Annotated in this window: 14 protein-coding genes and 1 pseudogene; 8 read left to right on the plus strand and 7 right to left on the minus strand. The window is 40.3% G+C overall.

The window, feature by feature from the left end:
* The first annotated feature begins 10 nt into the window (after positions 1–10).
* Positions 11–325 (plus strand): flagellar hook-basal body complex protein FliE, encoded by a 315-nt coding sequence (gene fliE, locus K7X24_RS15590; protein WP_224555700.1) that lies wholly within the window; start codon positions 11–13, stop codon positions 323–325.
* A 257-nt stretch (positions 326–582) separates the two neighbouring features.
* Here fliE and fliT read toward each other — a convergent pair whose 3' ends face one another.
* The 3 genes from fliT to fliD are packed head-to-tail and all read right to left on the minus strand — an operon-like array spanning position 583 to position 2824.
* Positions 583–963, minus strand: a complete 381-nt coding sequence (fliT, locus tag K7X24_RS15595) for a flagella biosynthesis regulatory protein FliT (RefSeq protein WP_224555702.1) — start codon at positions 961–963, stop codon at positions 583–585.
* Positions 963–1373, minus strand: coding sequence for a flagellar export chaperone FliS (gene fliS, locus K7X24_RS15600; RefSeq protein WP_039285815.1), 411 nt, complete (start codon positions 1371–1373; stop codon positions 963–965). Before fliS ends, fliT begins: the two co-directional genes overlap by 1 nt.
* Positions 1374–1396: 23 nt before the next feature.
* On the minus strand, positions 1397–2824 hold the full coding sequence (fliD, locus tag K7X24_RS15605; RefSeq protein WP_224555704.1) for a flagellar filament capping protein FliD: 1428 nt from the start codon (positions 2822–2824) through the stop codon (positions 1397–1399).
* 271 nt (positions 2825–3095) lie between these two features.
* Between fliD and K7X24_RS15610 the strand changes: the two genes are divergently transcribed.
* From K7X24_RS15610 to K7X24_RS15640, 7 genes are all read left to right on the plus strand, one after another.
* Positions 3096–3968 carry a flagellin gene (locus K7X24_RS15610; RefSeq protein WP_263485248.1) on the plus strand — a complete coding sequence of 291 codons (873 nt, stop codon included), beginning with the start codon at positions 3096–3098 and terminating at the stop codon, positions 3966–3968.
* Between the two features lie 159 nt (positions 3969–4127).
* Positions 4128–7814, plus strand: coding sequence for a glycosyltransferase (locus K7X24_RS15615; RefSeq protein ID WP_224555706.1), 3687 nt, complete (start codon positions 4128–4130; stop codon positions 7812–7814).
* Between the two features lie 13 nt (positions 7815–7827).
* On the plus strand, positions 7828–11349 hold the full coding sequence (locus K7X24_RS15620; protein WP_224555708.1) for a glycosyltransferase: 3522 nt from the start codon (positions 7828–7830) through the stop codon (positions 11347–11349).
* Between the two features lie 95 nt (positions 11350–11444).
* The gene (locus tag K7X24_RS15625; protein ID WP_224555710.1) at positions 11445–12569 is read left to right on the plus strand and encodes a DegT/DnrJ/EryC1/StrS family aminotransferase; all 1125 of its coding nucleotides are present in this window, start codon (positions 11445–11447) and stop codon (positions 12567–12569) included.
* A 42-nt stretch (positions 12570–12611) separates the two neighbouring features.
* Entirely contained in the window at positions 12612–13646 is a 1035-nt protein-coding gene (locus K7X24_RS15630) for an NAD/NADP-dependent octopine/nopaline dehydrogenase family protein (protein ID WP_224555711.1), read from the plus strand.
* Complete coding sequence (locus K7X24_RS15635) at positions 13643–15484, plus strand: hypothetical protein (RefSeq protein ID WP_224555712.1); 1842 nt, start codon at positions 13643–13645, stop codon at positions 15482–15484. Before K7X24_RS15630 ends, K7X24_RS15635 begins: the two co-directional genes overlap by 4 nt.
* An 11-nt stretch (positions 15485–15495) precedes the next feature.
* A complete protein-coding gene (locus K7X24_RS15640) occupies positions 15496–16731 on the plus strand; it encodes an ATP-grasp domain-containing protein (RefSeq protein ID WP_224555713.1) in 1236 nt (411 codons plus the stop codon).
* Positions 16732–16895: 164 nt separating this feature from the next.
* Here the strand turns inward: K7X24_RS15640 and K7X24_RS15645 are convergent.
* The 4 genes and pseudogenes from K7X24_RS15645 to K7X24_RS15660 form a co-directional block, all read right to left on the minus strand.
* A pseudogene (locus tag K7X24_RS15645) lies at positions 16896–17078 on the minus strand (integrase core domain-containing protein); the annotation flags it as partial.
* A 364-nt stretch (positions 17079–17442) separates the two neighbouring features.
* Positions 17443–17847 (minus strand): type II toxin-antitoxin system tRNA(fMet)-specific endonuclease VapC, encoded by a 405-nt coding sequence (gene vapC, locus K7X24_RS15650; RefSeq protein WP_224555714.1) that lies wholly within the window; start codon positions 17845–17847, stop codon positions 17443–17445.
* The gene (vapB, locus tag K7X24_RS15655; protein WP_040034659.1) at positions 17847–18077 is read right to left on the minus strand and encodes a type II toxin-antitoxin system VapB family antitoxin; all 231 of its coding nucleotides are present in this window, start codon (positions 18075–18077) and stop codon (positions 17847–17849) included. Before vapB ends, vapC begins: the two co-directional genes overlap by 1 nt.
* A gap of 93 nt (positions 18078–18170) precedes the next feature.
* A partial coding sequence (locus K7X24_RS15660; RefSeq protein ID WP_224555715.1) for a DUF4942 domain-containing protein occupies positions 18171–18816 on the minus strand: 646 nt, incomplete at its 5' end.

Raw genomic sequence — 18816 nt, forward strand, 5'->3', positions numbered from 1 at the left:
GTGAGGTATTATGTCGGTTCAAGGTATTGATGGCGTTTTGCAGCAAATGCAGGTCAAAGCTCTGCAGGCCGCTGGTACGCCAATAGCCAGACCATCGGTAGAGCCTGGTTTTGCCAGTGAATTGAAAGCCGCAATCGATAAGATCAGCAACACTCAGCAGACAGCTCGTACGCAGGGTGAAAAATTTACTATGGGTGTGCCAGGCGTCGCATTGAATGATGTTATGGTCGATTTGCAAAAATCATCCATTTCAATGCAGATGGGTATTCAGGTGCGTAATAAATTGGTATCTGCGTATCAGGAAGTGATGAATATGTCTGTTTGATGTCGTCTAATGACATCAACTTGTAATTGTTAACGTTATTGCGCGTAATCTCACTGTTATACAATAGGATTACGCGCAATCTTTATCTATAATCCTTTCCTGCCCCTATTTGTCTCTTTCCTTCGTCCTTCTATCGCATACTGACTTCTCGTTATGCGAGTCGCTGAGTATGTATATTAAAAATATCAGTTATGGATAAAAAGAACGCGCTTCGTATAAAACAAAAGCGCGATGAGAGCGGTATAATTTATAGAATGCTATGAGCGCGTTTCGTCAGGCAAGGGTTCTCCAGGTAGCAGTCGCTGCCCTGCAAATTCGCTATAAGTCGTATTAATGGACTTTTGCTTCAGTGATTTCCCCATTAACGAACTTAGCTCGTCCATCCGCTTCTGCAGAAGTTGTTTTACTTTCGCTTCATTATCCATTACTTCCTGCAAAATCTGTCGCAGATGCAGCCGCATCATACTGTCTATTTCATCAGGAATTGGCGTATTAACTAGGCCTTCGACGGACTGAACATAAACAATCTCTTGCTCAACCAACGTATCCCATTGGCCGCTGAGGGCCAAATGAAGAATTTTTTGACTCAGAGACAAAAGTTGTTGGTAATCTTTTAGAAGCCGATGGGGTGAGACCATTAACGCACTTCCTGCTCTGGTTTGTAATTAGGGCCGATTTGCCGCCAGGCATCAGCGATATTTTCCAGCAACGCTTCAACGTCTTCTATCGCTTTTGCATCGTTATGTAAATTGGCAATCAACAAACGCTGAGACATGTAATCGTATAGAGCGGACAGATTTTCAACGAGTTCGCCCCCTCTTTCCATGTCCAATCCGGCTTTTAGCCCATTATTGATAATGTTGATTGCTTTAGACAACGCCATGCCTTTGCCAGGAATATCACCTTGCTCCATGAGGATGCGCGCGCGCACCATTGCACTGCGCGCGCCATCAAACAGCATGACGATAAGCTGGTGCGGGCTTGCGCTCATCACACTGCTTTCGAGACCTACCTGTGCATAGGCTTGGCTGCCTTTCATGTTGTACATCACATTACCTGCTTTATTTTGTCTTAGAGCTTAGAGAATAGGCTTGTTAAACTTGCGCTGGTACCGCTCATGTTAGACATGGATTTATCCAATTCTGTAAACTGTTTTTGATAACGAGCGATAGTCTCTTCAATGCTGTTACTGACTCTGGCATATTGTGTATCCAGCTTTTTAATCGTGCTGCTAAGGCCATCCTGTTTGTTTTTAATAACACCATCGATGTTATCAAGCAGTGATTTCATATAAGTACGGGTCTGCGTTGCAAAACCAGTCTTATCACTGTCACCAACAAAGAACGCTCTAACTTTACCTGGCTCTTCTTTTAAGGCTTTATCCAGTTTGGTGTCGCTGATTTCCAACTTACCAGTTTTAGCGTTCTGCGTAATCCCCAGATCGGCCAGAATGCGGAATTCACCGCCTTCAGACTGGAGTGTTGTTAATTGTTGCTTGAGCTTGTTCTGGATTTCACGAACGGTTGAGTCACCGAGTAAGGCACCGTTAGTCGTACTTTGCGTTTCACCTGCATCAACCGCGGTGTATTTAGTCTGCGAGATGATGGTGTCTTGCAAGGCGTTGTAGGCGTCAACCCATGCTTTGACTGCATCCTTCATTCCAGTAATATCTTGCGTAACGCTCAATGTTTCTGGTTTACCAACTTCTGTTTTTGCCTGCAGCGTCAATGTAACGCCTTCCAATGCATCATCAATCGTATTGCTTTGACGCTCGATCGTAATACCATTAGCGACGATGACAGAATTCTGTGCGGCGACTTTCTCGACTGTTGTCCCAAGAAGAGCATCACTGTCACTTAGCGTAATTTTACTTTCTGTACCGCTGTTTTTTGCGGTTAACATTAGGTAATACTCGTTGTCTTTCGCTTTAACAACGCTTGCGGTAACCGTGCCGTTGGCTTTGTTGATAGCATCACGAACATCGTTTAATGATGTTTTGCCTGCTTTAATGTCGATTTCCAGGGACTTTTGAGTTTGGCCAGTGGTCGTGCCAGGGACAGCAAATTTACCGTTATCTTGGGTAATAACGAGTTTCGTATCTGTTGCACTCAATGCTTCTGTGCCACTGGTTTTAGCCGCAGAAGTGATCGAATGTGCCTGGGCTAAATGTTGAACTTCAACGGTATAAGTACCAGGAACAGCCTTGCTGCCCGTTGTGGCAGTAAACGCTTTGTTTGTTCCTGATATGCTGGTATTGGTTATTCCATCAATAGAACCTTTGACAATGCCAAATGATTGAGAAGTGGCTAATGCATTGTTGGCTGTGTTCAGCTTATCCAGTGCACTTTTTAATGCACTGACTCCGTTAACCTGAGCTTTAAAGCTGTTTTGCTGGTCTTTTATTGGAGTAAGGCGCTGATTTTCAGCAGTTCTCAGGTTACTTAGCAGTGTCGTCAAGTCTAGGCCAGAACCTACGCCTAATGAAGAAATGCTTGCCATGATCGAATCCTTTTATCCAGAGTTGATTGGTCTACGGAACTGTTATCGGCAGTACAGATGATAAGTTTAGTATTAAAGAGAGAGTCCTTTATTATGCCGGATAAAAGATTTTTTCAGATGGAAAGGAAATAATGCTCTTTTGAACAAAAAAATAAATTTGAGCAAAAAAAAATTAAAGCTTCCGAAAAGCGTTCCGATAAATGTTAGCGACGGGGATGAACCCGTGGGTCTAACCCGAAACTTACATCTCATTGATTAAGGAATTCTTATCATGGCAGCTATCAATACTAACATCATGTCTCTGGTTACCCAGAACAACCTGAACAAATCTCAGTCTTCTCTGGGCACCGCTATTGAGCGTTTGTCTTCTGGTCTGCGTATCAATAGTGCAAAAGACGATGCTGCTGGTCAGGCGATTGCTAACCGTATGACTGCACAGGTTAAAGGCCTGACTCAGGCTGCCCGTAACGCCAATGACGGTATCTCTCTGGTTCAGACCGCTGAAGGTAACCTGAACGAAATCAACAATAACTTGCAACGTGTTCGTGAACTGGCGGTGCAGGCAGCTAACGACACCAACGGTACTTCTGACCGCGATTCAATCTACACTGAAATGAAGCAACGTTTAGACGAAATTGACCGTGTTGCTAACTCAGCTTCTTTCAACGGCACGAACCTGCTGGATGGTTCTGCAAGTGGCGGTATCAACATTCAGGTTGGTGCGAACACTGGTGCTAACGAAGTTATTGCTATCGATTCTGGCGCATTGGTTGATGCAACTACGTCAGGCGGTTTGGCTTCTGCTGTCTCTACTGCAGTTGGTAACCTCAGCGGTGCAACTAGTGGTGTGGGTGGTGACGATGGCTTGGCTCAAAAAATCGTTGACGCTGTCGATACTGCGTTGAAAGCGGTTGATACTGCACGTAGTAACCTGGGTGCGATTCAGAACCGTTTTGAATCTACTATTACCAACGTAAACAACACCATCAATAACCTGTCTAACGCACGTGGTCGAATTCAAGATGCGGATTATGCGGTAGAGGTCTCAAATATGACCAAAGCCAACATTCTGCAACAGGCTGGTACTTCAGTACTGTCTCAGGCAAACCAAGTTCCACAGACTGTACTGTCTCTGCTGCGTTAATTACGAGCAAAAAATGTCTTTACTCAACCCGGCCTTTGTGTCGGGTTTTTTTATGCCTTAAATAAAGCAGTAATTCGCAGGTTTATTGATAGGTCAGTTTGGTTTTTTCTTATTAAAATAATAGTATTTATCTATTTCTTCTGCACAAGGTCGCTTGTTATGCCACGTGTTTTTATCAGCACGCTCCAACTCACCGACTACCGAGACGAAACACTCGCAACGCTGGATTTAATTGATACGTTTATCGCGAAAAATTGGCATGTGGATGTTTATTGTCATCAATATGACGCTGTGATAAAGGTGTTTATTGAGCAAAGATCTGCAAGTGAGAGGCTATTTGTTACTGATAATGCAGAACATATATTCGGTGAGGAGTACGATCTTTTATGGCTTCAGTACGCTTCATTGAACGCCAGCGTGCTAAACAGGCTACTGAACGGTGGCATGACGACAAATATTATTTTTGATCATCAATCATTGCATAACCGCGAGAGCACACCAGCAGATATTCAATTGGAAAATCGGTTAGCGGATAAAGTGTTGATAACATTGCCACGTTTGGTTGGCTTTTTACGCGATGGTGGTATTGAACCCTCTGTTATCCAAACGTTTCCCCAACCCGTACCAGACTGGTATTTTGCTCAACGCTTACCTCACGAGCCCTCGTCGCTGAAAAAGCTATTAATCGTGGTGGATGTATTGACACCTGTGCTGAGTGCACTGCCCAATGAATTGTCATCTTATTCAGTAAATTGCGACATTGTTAGCCGAGAGCAGTGGCTACATAGCAAATCCTTACAGAATTATGATGCTATCCTTGCCAGTGGGCGTGTTGCGCAGTACGCACTTTGTGCGGGTATGCCAATTTATCTATCTCGTGATAATCAATTTGTTGGTTATGTTTGTACTGAATTAGCAGAAGATAACATTTTTCGTGAGGAAACATCGGGAAAAACGCTTTCAGCCAAAGAATTGGCTGAGGACATCACACTTAATTTTTTGAAAGCTATTGAATATATAAGAAAAAGATCAGGTTATTACGCTGAGGACTGGCGTTTTTCAGCGTCATTGCCTGCATTATTGGAAACGCTACCTGCACCGACACTAAAAACTATCACCGATCAGGAATTGCAGAGGCTAGCGCTCCATAATTTGACGCTAAGCGATAAAACCAAGCCGTTTTATTCGGTGGATAAGTGGTTGAGTGAGCGTCTGATTAGCCCAACCCGTCGCAATCTGCTACAGGCATTTATTCAAGCTTATCCTGATGTGGGTAATACTGCGATCGTTGTTATGGCGCATACACATAGTGATGAACCGTCGATATTGTCATCACTGCACAGTATTCAGGCACAGTTTTATGCAGCAAGTGAAATTTATGTCTTGGCTCCGACGGCAATCGACATACCCGCTGGGCAAGATAGTGTTATCTGGATAGCTGCTGATTCTGATGCAATTAGCCCAATTAACGCTGTTATTGCCCAAACATCGGCATCTTATTTACTGGTTCTGCGAGCAGGTGAGCAGTTACTACCGCATGCATCATTATTGTTGGCTGAATATCGATTACGTGTTCCTTCTGCTCGGGCATTCTACTTTGATGAAGCGATAATCAAAGATGGTAAAGCAGATAATCCGATGCTGAAACCAGAGTGCAATATCGATATGTTACGAAGCTATCCTTATATTGGCTCTAATTTAGCATTGGAAGTATCGGGGTTACGCCAGATGGGGAATATTGCCACAATTGGTTATTCGCTTGAATTGCATGATGTAATCTGGCAATTAATTGAGCAAGAGGGGCCGCAAGCTCTAGGGCATATCCCAGAAGTGCTTGTGTATACGCAACATGCGTTGTTTGATTGGTTGCGTAGCGATGAAGTGATTACTCATTATCCTGAAATTGTTCAGCGGCATCTTGCCCGTTGTCATGTTGAGGCAAACGTCAGTGCCAAGCCGGACAAGGGGATATGCCATATTCAGTATCAACATACCAATAAGCCGCTTGTTTCCATCATTATTCCTACGCGGGATCACCTTGCGGTGATCAGTCGCTGCATTGAAACACTGATGGAACATACTCAGTATCCGCACTATGAATTATTAATTGTTGATAATCAGTCAACTGACCCTGGTGCATGCCAATACCTGGCTCAGCTTGCGGCGATGGGGCTGTCGCAGATCCAAGTATTGTCATGGCCACATGCTTTCAATTTTTCTGCCATTAATAATTTTGCCGCAGAACAGGCTAATGGAGATGTACTTCTTTTTCTTAATAATGATACTGAAGTGATTGATGGCACATGGCTTGCAGCCATGTTGCAGCATGCATTACGGCCTGAAATCGGCATCGTTGGTGCGAAACTGGAATTTGAAGATGGCCGGATACAGCACGGTGGTATTGTTCTGGGAATGAACGATAGTGCAGGTATTGTTTTTCAGGGAAAAGCCTCCGACTCGGCGGGTTATATGAATCGGTTATTTACCACCCATAACGTCAGTGCGGTAAGTGCAGCCTGCATGATGATGCGACGCGAGGTTTTTGTTGAATTAGGTGGGTTTAATGAGCAACAGTACCCCATTTATTTTGGCGATGTTGATCTAGCGCTTAAAGCTCGCCAACAGGGGTATCTGGTGGTCTGGACGCCAGATGCCCGAGTCGTGCATCTGGGAGGGGCTTCCCGATTATTACAACAACATTTCCATTTGTCGCCTTTACCACAGCGTACAGATATTGATGCGCTTTACGATCAATGGCTGCCACAGCTGTCAAGCGACCCATACTATCATCCAGCGTATGGTAAACATGCACCTGGGTTTGCTTTGACACCGGAAATGGCGCGTTGCCACCGCCCTTTGCCTGGTCGTCCGTTGCCTGTGGTTATGGCGAACCATGCTGATTGGCATGGCTGTGGGCACTATCGCGTTATTTTTCCCTTTCAGGCTCTAGAGCGTGAAATGCACATTGAAGGTGGCTTGAAACTCGGGGCTGCCAATTTGGTTGATGTCGCCGATATGGTACCTGACGTTGTGATTGTTCAGGCTGCCGCTGGTGCGCAGATGCCTGAAATTGCAGCGCGGTATCGTAAATATACTCAAGCGGCGGTTGTCGCTGAGTTTGATGATTATATTCTCAATGTGCCAATCAACAGCGGCAATAGAAAAAAAACCTCCCAGCAACTCATCAAGAATTTCCGCCGAGCACTGGAATCTGTTGATTGGGTGGTTGTCTCGACGCCTGCATTAGCTGATGCCTATTCGGATTACCATTCTGATATTCGGGTAGCTTCTAACCGGTTACCGACCTCTTGGTGGGGGGGGTTAACGAGTCTCCGCCAGCAGGGGCGTAAACCTCGAGTTGGTTGGGCTGGTGGCAGCAGCCATAAAGGTGATCTTGCTATCCTTCGTTCAGTAGTTAAAGCGCTTGAGGACGAGGTTGAATGGGTCTTCATGGGAATGAAACCAGAAGGTGTGAAATGTGAGTTCCATTCTGGCGTTCCTATTGAGTATTACCCACAAAAAACGGCGAGCTTGAATCTTGATTTGGCTTTAGTACCGTTAGAAAATAATCATTTCAATGAGTGCAAGAGTAATTTACGTCTACTGGAATTGGGCGTATGTGGCATTCCAGTGATTTGTACTGATATTGAGCCCTATCGTTGTAATTTACCTGTAACGCGAGTGGATAACCGTTTTAAAGATTGGATGGATGCCATCCGCATGCATTTAGCTGACATGGATGCCACCGCGAAAATGGGTGATCATCTACGTGACGCAGTACATCAGGATTGGATGTTGGAAGGTGATGGATTAACCGATTGGTTACAAGCTTGGTTGTCAAAATAAAATGAGGCTAGAAATGAATCAACAACCACTGGTTAGTATTGTTATTCCTGCTTATAAACCAACATTTTTTGAGGCGGCGTTACAGAGTGCCTGTGAACAAGACTATCCAAATATTGAAATTATTGTCTCCGATGATAATAAAAATGGCGGGATTTTTTGTATTTTAAAAAAATATCAAGATAATTCAAAATTCCCTATTTTTTATTATAAAACTGAAACGCAGCTCTTTGAGCAAAAAAATCTATTTAATGCAGTCACTAAATCTAATGGTGAATACATAAAATTCCTTTATGATGATGACATACTTAAAAAAGACTGTGTGAGTAAATTAGTCAATGTCATCATGTCTGATGGCAATATTTCTCTTGTCTCATCACGGCGTCATCGAATAGATGAATTAGGACATGTATTAGATGACATTCAAGCGACATCTGTACCTTTTACCGAGGATGTCATTGTTCCAGGCGATGCATTAATATCTTATCTGGCTGACTATCCTATCAATTTTATCGGTGAACCTAGCTGCGTACTTTGTAGAAGGAAAGATTTAATCGAGTTAGGTGAAGATTTTTTCCAAATAAAAAATATGAGAACTCCGTATCTAGGTGATTTATCTTTATATGTTAATCTTCTGAGGAAAGGAAACCTTGCATTTTTAATTGAAGCATTATCTTCTTTTCGAGTGTCGGAGGAACAAGGTAGTCAGAAAATTAAAGATTTGGCAACGGTATCCGTTGATGTTGGTGATAAATTTGGCGAAAATATTCGTGCTGCTGGTTATTATAACGGAGATAAATTAAATAATCAGTTAATCGATATCCATCCATTAATTTGTAGACGTGAGTCTAAAAAAATAAATTTAATAGCGTCGCTAAACAAGGCATTTGCAACTCAAAAAATTAAGCATTGGTTAAATAAAAGAGCTTCGCCTGAAAGTCTTAAGCTATCGTTAAAAGAGTATTTCTCTTATGATGCTGAGAAATTGATATTAGTTGTTGAAATAGAAAATAAAAAAACGATTTCTCATTTTATATCTTCTATTGAATCCATTGAACTATATAAATTTATGGTTTCTGAATTTGTTTTTATAACAAATGAAAACGAATTGATTAAATACAATAAAAATGAATTTTTAATTTTTGAAAATAAAAGTGATGTTATTTCTCATATCAATGATATTGCGTTTCTAAATCGTAAAGATTGGATTCTATTTATAGATGAAAATTGCAAGATTACACACCATGGCCTAGTGTCAATTTTACTTGGCACTATTGGTGATAACGGATATGATGCAGTATATGGCGATGAGTTATATAAAGATAACCATGGGAATTTAGAAACTGCATTCCGTACTGATTTTAATTTAGATTATTTTTTGAGTATTCCATCTATAATGGGAAGGCATTGGATATTTAAATGCAATACAGTCGCTGATTTAGGTGGGTTTGATATAGCTTATTCCTCTTCGTTTGAAATGGAATATATAATCAGATTAATCGAAAGACGAGGTATGCATGTTTTAGGACATATCGCTGAACCAATAATCATTGCACATCAACCTGAACTTAATCACCGTGATGAAGAAATAACAATAATAAAAAATCACTTATATAACCGTGGATACACTAATGCCCAAGTAAAACTCCCTTCTCCAGGGCAGTACCGACTTTGTTACCAGCATGATAATACCCCACTTGTTTCTATTATTATACCAACAAAAGATCAATTGGCGATGTTGAAACGTTGCGTTACATCGCTTCTGGAGAGGACGAAATATTTTAATTATGAAATTATTATTGTAGATAATAACAGTGAACTCCCTGAAACATTAATATGGCTTAATGAAATATCAAACATTGACCCTAATCGAATTAAGGTATTACGTTACCCTCATCCATTTAATTATTCCGCTATAAATAATGCTGCAGCAGAATTAGCTCTGGGGGAGTACTTAGTTTTATTAAATAATGATACTGCAATCATTCAAGATGATTGGCTATCCAATATGCTAAATCATGGTATGCGGCCTGAAGTTGGGATCGTAGGTGCAAAATTATTATACCCTGATGGAAATATCCAGCATGCAGGCGTCATTTTAGGACTGCGAGGTGGCCCCGCAGAGCATATATTCGTCGGTGATCCAATGAAAGATCACGGTTACTTGTACAAGCTGGATGTAGATCAAAATTATACGGTTGTAACAGCCGCATGCTTACTTATTCGGAAATCAGTTTATCTGGAAGTTGGTGGCTTAGATGAGACGCTTTTCAAAGTATCTTACAACGATGTGGATTTGTGTTTAAAAGTGAGGGAAGCTGGATATTTTACAGTATGGACTCCATATGCAATTGTTGTACATGAAGGTAGTGTCAGTCAAAATCAAGTTGATCAAACGATTGCTGAAGCCAAAAAACGTCGTTTTTTAGCTGAGCAAGATGCAATGTATATGAAATGGCTGCCATTGATCGGCAAAGATCCTGCATATAATATCAATTTACCACTGAATGGTTACAAATCATCACTTGATGATAGTGAGCTGACATGGTTACCAACACCTTTGCCATTGGTAATTGCACATGGTATTAAATATGATTTCTATGAATATAGTCGATTGATAACACCTTTTGAATTTATGAAGAAAGAGGAACTTATTAATGGTGCCGTCTTAAAAAGAATATTAGGCATCCCAGAGGTTTCTCGATTCAATGCAGATAGTCTGGTTTTTAATCAGAAAATATATCTTGCAGATGAGTTTTATGAATGGATTGAACGGATAAAAAGATTAACAAATGCTTATATGGTTTATGATCTTAATGAGTTAATCATGCCATCCCTAAATCGGCAAGCATTAGACAAGGTGAAGAGGGTTTTATCTGTTATGGATAAGATCACTGTTTCTTCGGATCAACTGGCTAATTTCATTTTCAGTGAAAAACTGCATTCTAACATTAGTGTTTTGCACACTAAATTATCTCATGACCAATGGAATAATATTTCTTTAAATAAACTAATAAGTGATAAACCAAGAATTGGTTGGGTCAGTGATTCATCTTTACAATATAATGGTGAATTTGAGTTTTTTTTCAGATTAGTTAAAAGTCTGTCAGGTAAAGTTGATTGGATTATTCTGGGGCATTGCCCTGAAAAATTTAAACCATATATCCATGAGATTTATGAAATTCCAAGGGCAGAGTATTATCCAGCTAAGCTAGCTTCTCTGAATTTAGATATAGCACTTGTTCCATTAGCTAGTAATATTAATAATATTTACCACTCCTGTAATATCCGAGTTATGGAACATGGAATGTGTGGTGTTCCTGTTATTTGCAGTAAAAATATTTTTTTACATAAAGATACTCCCGCCGAGAGGGTAGCGAATAAATATAAAGATTGGTCTGATAAAATTAATGCGTATCTTATTGATTTAAAATCAGCGAAGTATTTAGGAGATAAATTTAAAGAGTACTCAGATAACAATAGTATAATTAAAAAAGATACTATAGAAGACTGGGTGAGAGCGTGGTTGCCTAGCTAATTACTAAAAATAGAATAGATGTATATGGTATATTGGCGACCACGAGCCAAGGGCGGTAGCGTTGATAATTAAATTAATACACAGAGAGTTTGTACATGAAAAAACCGATATACGTCACTAGCCCCTTGTTACCTCCTTTGGAGGAGTTTATTCCTTATCTTGAAGAAATATGGGATAGTAAATGGTTAACGAATAATGGCTCATTTCATCAGCAACTAGAGAAGGCGTTGGCGGATTACTTAGGTGTCCGCTATATTAGTCTTTTTTCTAACGGTACATTAGCTTTATTAACTGCATTTCAAACATTACGTATTACAGGAGAGGTAATAACGACACCTTACTCTTTCGTGGCAACATCGCATTCTCTCCTATGGAATGGATTAAAACCAGTTTTCGTAGATATCGATCCCATTACTTGTAATATCGATCCTGAAAAAATCGAACAGGTTATTACTCCAGCAACGTCGGCGATTCTCCCTGTCCATTGTTATGGGATACCCGCGGATGTAGAGCGGATCCAAGAAATAGCAGATAACTATGGATTAAAGGTTATTTATGATGCTGCGCATGCTTTCGGTGTTAAAAAGAATGACGCAAGTATTTTAACCTATGGCGATCTTTCTATTCTCAGTTTTCATGCGACTAAAGTATTTAACACTATAGAAGGTGGGGCAATTATTAGTCATGATGCGAAAACGAAAAAACGTATTGATTACCTTAAAAATTTTGGCTTCGCAGACGAATTGACCGTGGTTGCACCCGGTATCAATGGAAAAATGAATGAAGTACAGGCTGCATTTGGGCTGATGCAGCTGAAGCATATTGATATAGCTTTAGAATCAAGAAAATTAATATGCCAAAAATATTTTAATTTATTGAGGGATATTCCAGGTCTAGAGTTATTAGATTTTTCTAGTTATGATATAAAATGGAATTATGCTTATTTCCCTATTTTTATTAATAGTCAATTTCCTATTTCTCGGGATGATTTATACAATGAATTTAAAGAAAACAATATTTATGCAAGGCGATATTTCTATCCATTAATATCAGAATTTTCTATGTATAAAGGAGAACCTTCATCTAAAGAAGAGAATCTGATTGCAGCACATAAAGTATCCAAATCGGTACTCTGCTTACCTATTTATCCTACGTTGTCTGAAGATGAGCAAAATGAGATTATCAATATAATTAAATCGTACGTGGAAATTAGTAGTTAGCCTTAAATAACTCGCTGTACAATCCACTATCAGGATTTTATTATGAATATTACGATTTTAGGGGCTGGAAACTCAGGGCTAGGAATGGCCGCTCATATTTGTTACTTAGGTCATTCAGTGCGGTTATGGAATCGTAGCCCACAACGTTTGGAACCTATTATCGAAAAATCTGCATTGATATGTAGTGGGATGATTAATGGGAATTTTTTTCCTACGCTTGTGACCTGTGACCTATCAGAGGCTATAAATGGAACGGAGTTAATAATAATAACAACACCAGCTACTGCTCATGAAAGCCTTGCTGAAGATTTAATGAAATTAAATTTACCACTAGCTCCAATATTACTGTCTCCAGGACGAACGTTAGGCGCATATAGTTTTGAACAAGTATTTAAAAGAAAAAATAAAAAAATTATTGTTGCTGAAGCACAAACGGTAATCCATACATGCCGAGATCTTGGTGATGGGTATGTTCATATTTTTTCAATAAAACCTAGTGTAGAAATCAGTGGGATGAATAAAAATAGTACTGATAAAGTATATGAAACAATACCTAATGAATTAAAAGAACATTATTCTGTGGCTGAAAATTGGATTAAAACGTCTTTAGGTAATATTGGTTTTGTATTACATTGCACCCCAATGTTGCTCAATACAGGATGGATTGAAAGTAAAGTTCATCGTTTTAATTTCTATCGTGATGGTATAACACCGAGAGTGGCTAGCCTTATTGAATCAATAGATGCAGAACGCTGTAGCATAGCGAAAAAATTGGATACTGATATCTTTACTATACATCAGTGGTTGAACAAAATGTATGGCACGCCGATAAGCGATCTGCATTCGATGCTACAACAGACTGCGGCTTATCAATGTATTGACGCTCCTTGGGATATGTCTCATCGATATATATATGAAGATGTTCCATGTGGCTTGGTTCCTACAGAAGCGTTGGCAAAATATTTTAATATAGAAACACCCACTATCTCTTTGATAATAGACTTAGCATGCTGTCTTCTGGATTATGATTTCAGGTTGAATGGGCGAATTATTCCTAAAGATATAGAGGCACTATGACTATCGGGTTTGTTAAATCAGCACTGGATGCTCATACTTTGGGCATATCCACCGTAGCGAGTCTAATTGAAGAATGTGGTTTCAAAACCGTTATTGCATCCGCTGCTATTTGTAAAACAGTCGATCATATTAATGATGCTAATGCACGATATATATTTATTGAATGGTTAAAAGAAAATAATATATCAAGTTTAGGATACAGCTATCGCCTAGACCCAGTTCAAGGTTATCGTAGCTTCTCTATGCTAATCAATAGTCTACATATTGCTCTGGCTGAAAATAAATTACGTAGAATGCCAACTATATTTTTTGCTGGGTTACCTAAAACGTGTGAACTCGTACAAGAAGAGTATGGTAATAAATTTGAACTATTTTCTGGTGATGAAACTCCGATAGAAACTTTGATTAAACTTAAAATTCCTGAGAATCTATTTCCATCATGGCTTATTAGCCAAAGTAAGTATGATGATGGACGGATGAGTTTCGCGATAGAGTTAATAGATAAGGGAGATTACCATCAATCATTACCGCTATATGTACCTCCGTATGAGAACTACGCTAAATTCTCAGATAATATTATTGAAAGATTAGGTGCAGTTTCACTACTTGAAGGTTCTGTTTTATGTAGGGCACATGTTGGGCCGTACTTAGAAGATCGGTTGGCCGCACTAGCCGAGTTTGATAGCTGGCTGAAAGTGCTCTCTGAAGCTGGACAACTCGACATCATCTCTGTGGGATCGTCGCAACTGACACAAGAACGATTTGGCTTATCGTGGGATAATTTACCAAATGGTGGAGGTGTGCCAATTAACAGTGAAAAAGAATTTCGATATGTTCGTAATTCTGCTAAGTCGATGTTAGTGCGCGCGTATTCTGGTACGAAAAATATTCCTGAATATGCGCAAATGATGGAAAGGACGATTAATTGTGCTTGGCATGCGTTATCGTTATGGTGGTTTAATAAGGCGGATGGACGAGGTCCCCTATCTGTAGAACAATGTCTTAAAGAACACGTTAATACATTAGCATTTATCGGGAAATTCAATAAACCGTTTGAACCAAATGTTGCTCACCATTTTTCTTTTCGTGGATCTGATGATTTAACTGCTATCATTGCAACGTACTTGGCTGTAGCGGTTGCTAAGTTACAAGGCGTTAAGGATGTTATTCTGCAAACTATGCTGAATACGCCAAAAATAACGAGTGGAATTGCCGATTTAGTAAAATTTAGAACTATTCTTCGGCTTGTCAGACCATTATGTGATGCTAATTTTAGAATACATGTTCAGCCAAGAGCAGGATTGGCCTACTTCAGTCCAAATTTATATAAGGCTAAATGCCAATTAGCGGCAGTATCTTGTATGATGGATGATATTGAGCCAAACGATGCTAATAGTCCATCTATTGTTCATGTAGTGAGTTATTCAGAAGCAGTAGAGTTAGCTTCGCCCCCAGTTATCAATGAAAGTGTTAAAATTACACGACATGCAATAAAAGAGTATAGGCGATTAGGAGTCGGGCGTGATCTACTAGCAGGGGATGTGTCTGAGGAAATTAATTATAAAGTTAGCGAATCTTTGGGCGATGCTATTCTGATGATAAAGCATATGGAAAAAAATACGCCACAGTTATATAGCGCTAAAGGACTATATGAGGTTTATAGAAAAGGTTATTTTGCTGTTCCTAGCCTTTGGGACTGTCGTGAAGAATTAAAGAATGCCGTATCTTGGAAAACAAAAGTGATTGATGGTAGTACGCAAGTTGTTGATGAGCAGGGTAATAAAATATCTATGAGTGAAAGGCTTGCCATAATAGATGTAATATCAAAAATAGTTTAAAGGGTTAATAAATGAAAGTCATTGTTCTTGCTGGTGGGTATGATCAAATAGCGCTAATTCAGGAACTGAAATCAAGAGACTGCTATGTGATTTTGATTGACTATAACAACGAACCTATAGCAGCATCGTATGCTGACAAGCACTATAATGATAGTACTATGGATGTAGATAGAGTAAAAATTATTGCTGAAGCTGAACAGGTCCAATTAATTACTACAGCTTGTACAGATCAGGCTCTTTTTGTTGCTGCGTTTGTATCCGAAAAACTTTCTTTGCCTTTTCCTTTGTCCAGTAAACTTGCATGCTCTCTTACTAATAAAAAATGGATGAAAGAAATTTTAATAAAAAATGAAATTCCTACAGCAAGACATATTCTTCACCATGGAATTATCGATTTGAAAGAACTGGAGAAGCTATCATACCCTATGGTTTTCAAACCTGTTGATGCTAATAGCTCTAAGGGGGTGAGTAAAGTTGAGTCTGTTGATGAATTAGGCATGGCTTTCACATATGCTTTAAAAAATAGCCGAAGTTCGATTGTGCTCTCTGAAGAATTTATCGAGGGGCAGGAACTATCAGTTGATTCATGGGTTGATTCGAATGGTGAAGCAGCTGTTTTGATGGTTAGCCGTTCTTTGAAAAATGCATCAGAAGAGAGTAATTTCCCGATTATTGCGTCTTTATATCCAGCGCGAGATAAAGGGTATATTGAGGAAAATATAAGTCCATTAATAAAAAAAATTGCCAAAGCTTTTAATTTGTTAAACACACCTCTTTTAGTTCAAGTTATAGCAAATTCTAATGATATTAAAGTTATCGAACTCAGTGCAAGAATGGGAGGAGGGTGTAAACACCATTTTTTAAAGCATGTCACAGGGGTCGATACAATAAAGTTGCTTGTGGATGTTTTTCTTTCTAAGAAAATAGACTTTATAGAACCTAGATATCAAGATAAATTTTATTTAATGAAGTACATTTATGCAGAAAATGGTGTTTTTTCAGGTGTTGAAGGTATGGGGGAATTAAAAAAAAATGGGGTAATAGTGGATTATTACCCCACTAGAAAAGATAACTCAATAATTTCTGGATGTTCAACAAGTACTGATAGGGTTGGAGCAATGTTATTAACAGCCTCTAACTATGAAGAAATTTTTATGCTTCTAGATCAATGCTATGAAGAAATTTCTATTCCTGATAAGAATAGCAAGGTTGAATTAAAGAAAATTGATTTTCGTTCAATAGTGTAATGGATTCCTTTCCAATATCGGTGCCAAGATAAATCAGAGGTCCGGACCTTTTTACTGACTTCGAAAAATTATACCCTGTAAATAATTCTGTGTAACTGCCAACGTATTAAAGGTGATCGCTCAGGCGGTCACCGAACTCGATAATAAAACGGCTCATCACCAACCGCCAGTTTTTGCCGCGCATAGATAACAGGTGGCATATCACCCAGTGAGCGATGTTGGCGTTCCTCATTATATTCTGTGCGCCAGTCCTCTGTGAGTTCGCGCACTTCAGACAATGTTTTGAACAGATACATATCGAGTATTTCTGTTCGTAGCGTTTTGTTAAATCACTCGATAAATCCGTTACAGGCAGATCCCATGCCGTGTTCGGGCAGTAATGCAACAGACTTCGACTGATACCGATAATCCGGCACCCGCGTCGTTCACTTATACCAACAAATCCTACTCGATGTACGTAGATGTCGGTAAAGTCTGGTTGACTGAAAACAGCGAATTTATAGCTAATTCACTGAATTTTAGGCATAAAAAAAGACCCACTACAGGATTCGAATTGGCCACGTATCTATATTGAAATAAAAGGATTTTCACCAGTTCGAAAAACGTAGTGGCCCCCAAATGGGCCCCCAAACCTTTCTGGCTGGATTTTTTGCGGGTTATCCGCAGTAGGTGGTGGATTATATCCTGTTTTGGGGTAGGGCAGAATACGGCTTATCGGTTGACCCAGTTTTCCACTCGTAGCCCTGGTACTCGCTCAAACTCACGCACATTGTTCGTTACCAGTATTAAACCTGCGGACCGAGCATGACCGGCTAACATGGCATCATACGGGCCGATGGGGGTCCCTTGTTTTGCCAGCTCGGCACGAATTTGCCCGGTATGTACGGCAGCGTCAAAGCCATAAGTTTGTACTTCCAGACGCGCAGAAAAACCTTCAATCACGGCGAGATTCTTTTCTGGGTTTACCGATTTCTCCGCGCCATAAATCAGTTCCATCAGCGTGATAGCACTGATAGCAAACTGCCCGTAATGACGGTAAAAAGCGTCCCTGACTTCCTGCGGTTTATTCTTGATGGTGTAAATACAAATATTGGTATCGAGCAGATATTTAAGCATCAGAAATCTTCCCTGATCTGATCATCTGGTTGCTCTCTAGCGATCATGAAGTCAGGCGTTACCCCTTCCTCTTCGAACCAACTGTCCCAGCTTTCGCCTGCCGGAGTAATGATACGTGTGCGACCAATCGCGACGATATCAACCTGCTTCACATCATCGGGCAGTGCAACGGCTTTGGGGAGCCGTACCGCCTGGCTGCGGTTACTTTTAAATACTGTGGTTTTTTCCATATCGGTCTCCTTGGATAAATTTTGTGCTATTGATAGCATAGAATATTGATGGGATATGTCAATGGGATATACCTGCGTAACGTGATTGTTTAATCACTTCGCCGCCAACATCCCCGGATAGTGTTTAGCGATTATGTCGTTCATCTTTTCGATCAAGTCAGGGCGTTTAAAGGTGAGATGCCCGGTGCCTTTTTGAAAGTAACGGACGCTAAAGAACTCATCCTCGTATTCCTGCTTGTGCGGATTATCGCGGATGTGGTCCATCAATCGGATGGTGACATCGCCTCGATTGTCAGGAATGGGTTTGCCATCCAGCAGATACAACATACGTTCCAAATCAGCCAGTTGATCGCGTCGCCAGCCCCAGTTCAGGCCAAAGCCCCAACGGTTGTAGGTCACCAGATTGCTGATGATGATTTTCTTGTCGAAGTAACAAGGGTGATTGGTCTTGTAATCCCACGATAGCCCTTTGAATACGTTAACTACGCCTCGCTCGAATACTTCCTGCTTGCTCTGATGAAGTTGTTCAAACGTGCTGAGGATATTGGCTTCGCTAATGACAGGTAGGTCACCCTCATCCAGATTTTTATGCCACTGGGTACGCGCTTCAGCATCCATCAGCGACAGCATGCCGGATTTCAGCATAAGGTCACGCCAGATATTGCGATCCAGCGTGCGGGTGATGGCAGGCATCGCCTTATTGGGCGTTTCTGTCAGCCAGCAATCGTAGCGATGCCCC

This window comes from Pectobacterium versatile, assembly GCF_020166435.1.
Classification (GTDB): Bacteria; Pseudomonadota; Gammaproteobacteria; order Enterobacterales; family Enterobacteriaceae; genus Pectobacterium; species Pectobacterium versatile.

Bases quoted from the DNA above. Each gene is read 5' to 3' on its own strand.
- K7X24_RS15630 (WP_224555711.1), top strand. From the start codon at position 12,612: ATGAATATTACGATTTTAGGGGCTGGAAACTCAGGGCTAGGAATGGCC.
- K7X24_RS15615 (WP_224555706.1), top strand. From the start codon at position 4,128: ATGCCACGTGTTTTTATCAGCACGCTCCAACTCACCGACTACCGAGAC.
- fliT (WP_224555702.1), bottom strand. From the start codon at position 963: ATGGTCTCACCCCATCGGCTTCTAAAAGATTACCAACAACTTTTGTCT.
- fliD (WP_224555704.1), bottom strand. From the start codon at position 2,824: ATGGCAAGCATTTCTTCATTAGGCGTAGGTTCTGGCCTAGACTTGACG.
- K7X24_RS15640 (WP_224555713.1), top strand. From the start codon at position 15,496: ATGAAAGTCATTGTTCTTGCTGGTGGGTATGATCAAATAGCGCTAATT.
- K7X24_RS15635 (WP_224555712.1), top strand. From the start codon at position 13,643: ATGACTATCGGGTTTGTTAAATCAGCACTGGATGCTCATACTTTGGGC.
- K7X24_RS15610 (WP_263485248.1), top strand. From the start codon at position 3,096: ATGGCAGCTATCAATACTAACATCATGTCTCTGGTTACCCAGAACAAC.
- fliE (WP_224555700.1), top strand. From the start codon at position 11: ATGTCGGTTCAAGGTATTGATGGCGTTTTGCAGCAAATGCAGGTCAAA.
- fliS (WP_039285815.1), bottom strand. From the start codon at position 1,373: ATGTACAACATGAAAGGCAGCCAAGCCTATGCACAGGTAGGTCTCGAA.
- vapC (WP_224555714.1), bottom strand. From the start codon at position 17,847: ATGCTTAAATATCTGCTCGATACCAATATTTGTATTTACACCATCAAG.
- K7X24_RS15620 (WP_224555708.1), top strand. From the start codon at position 7,828: ATGAATCAACAACCACTGGTTAGTATTGTTATTCCTGCTTATAAACCA.
- K7X24_RS15625 (WP_224555710.1), top strand. From the start codon at position 11,445: ATGAAAAAACCGATATACGTCACTAGCCCCTTGTTACCTCCTTTGGAG.
- vapB (WP_040034659.1), bottom strand. From the start codon at position 18,077: ATGGAAAAAACCACAGTATTTAAAAGTAACCGCAGCCAGGCGGTACGG.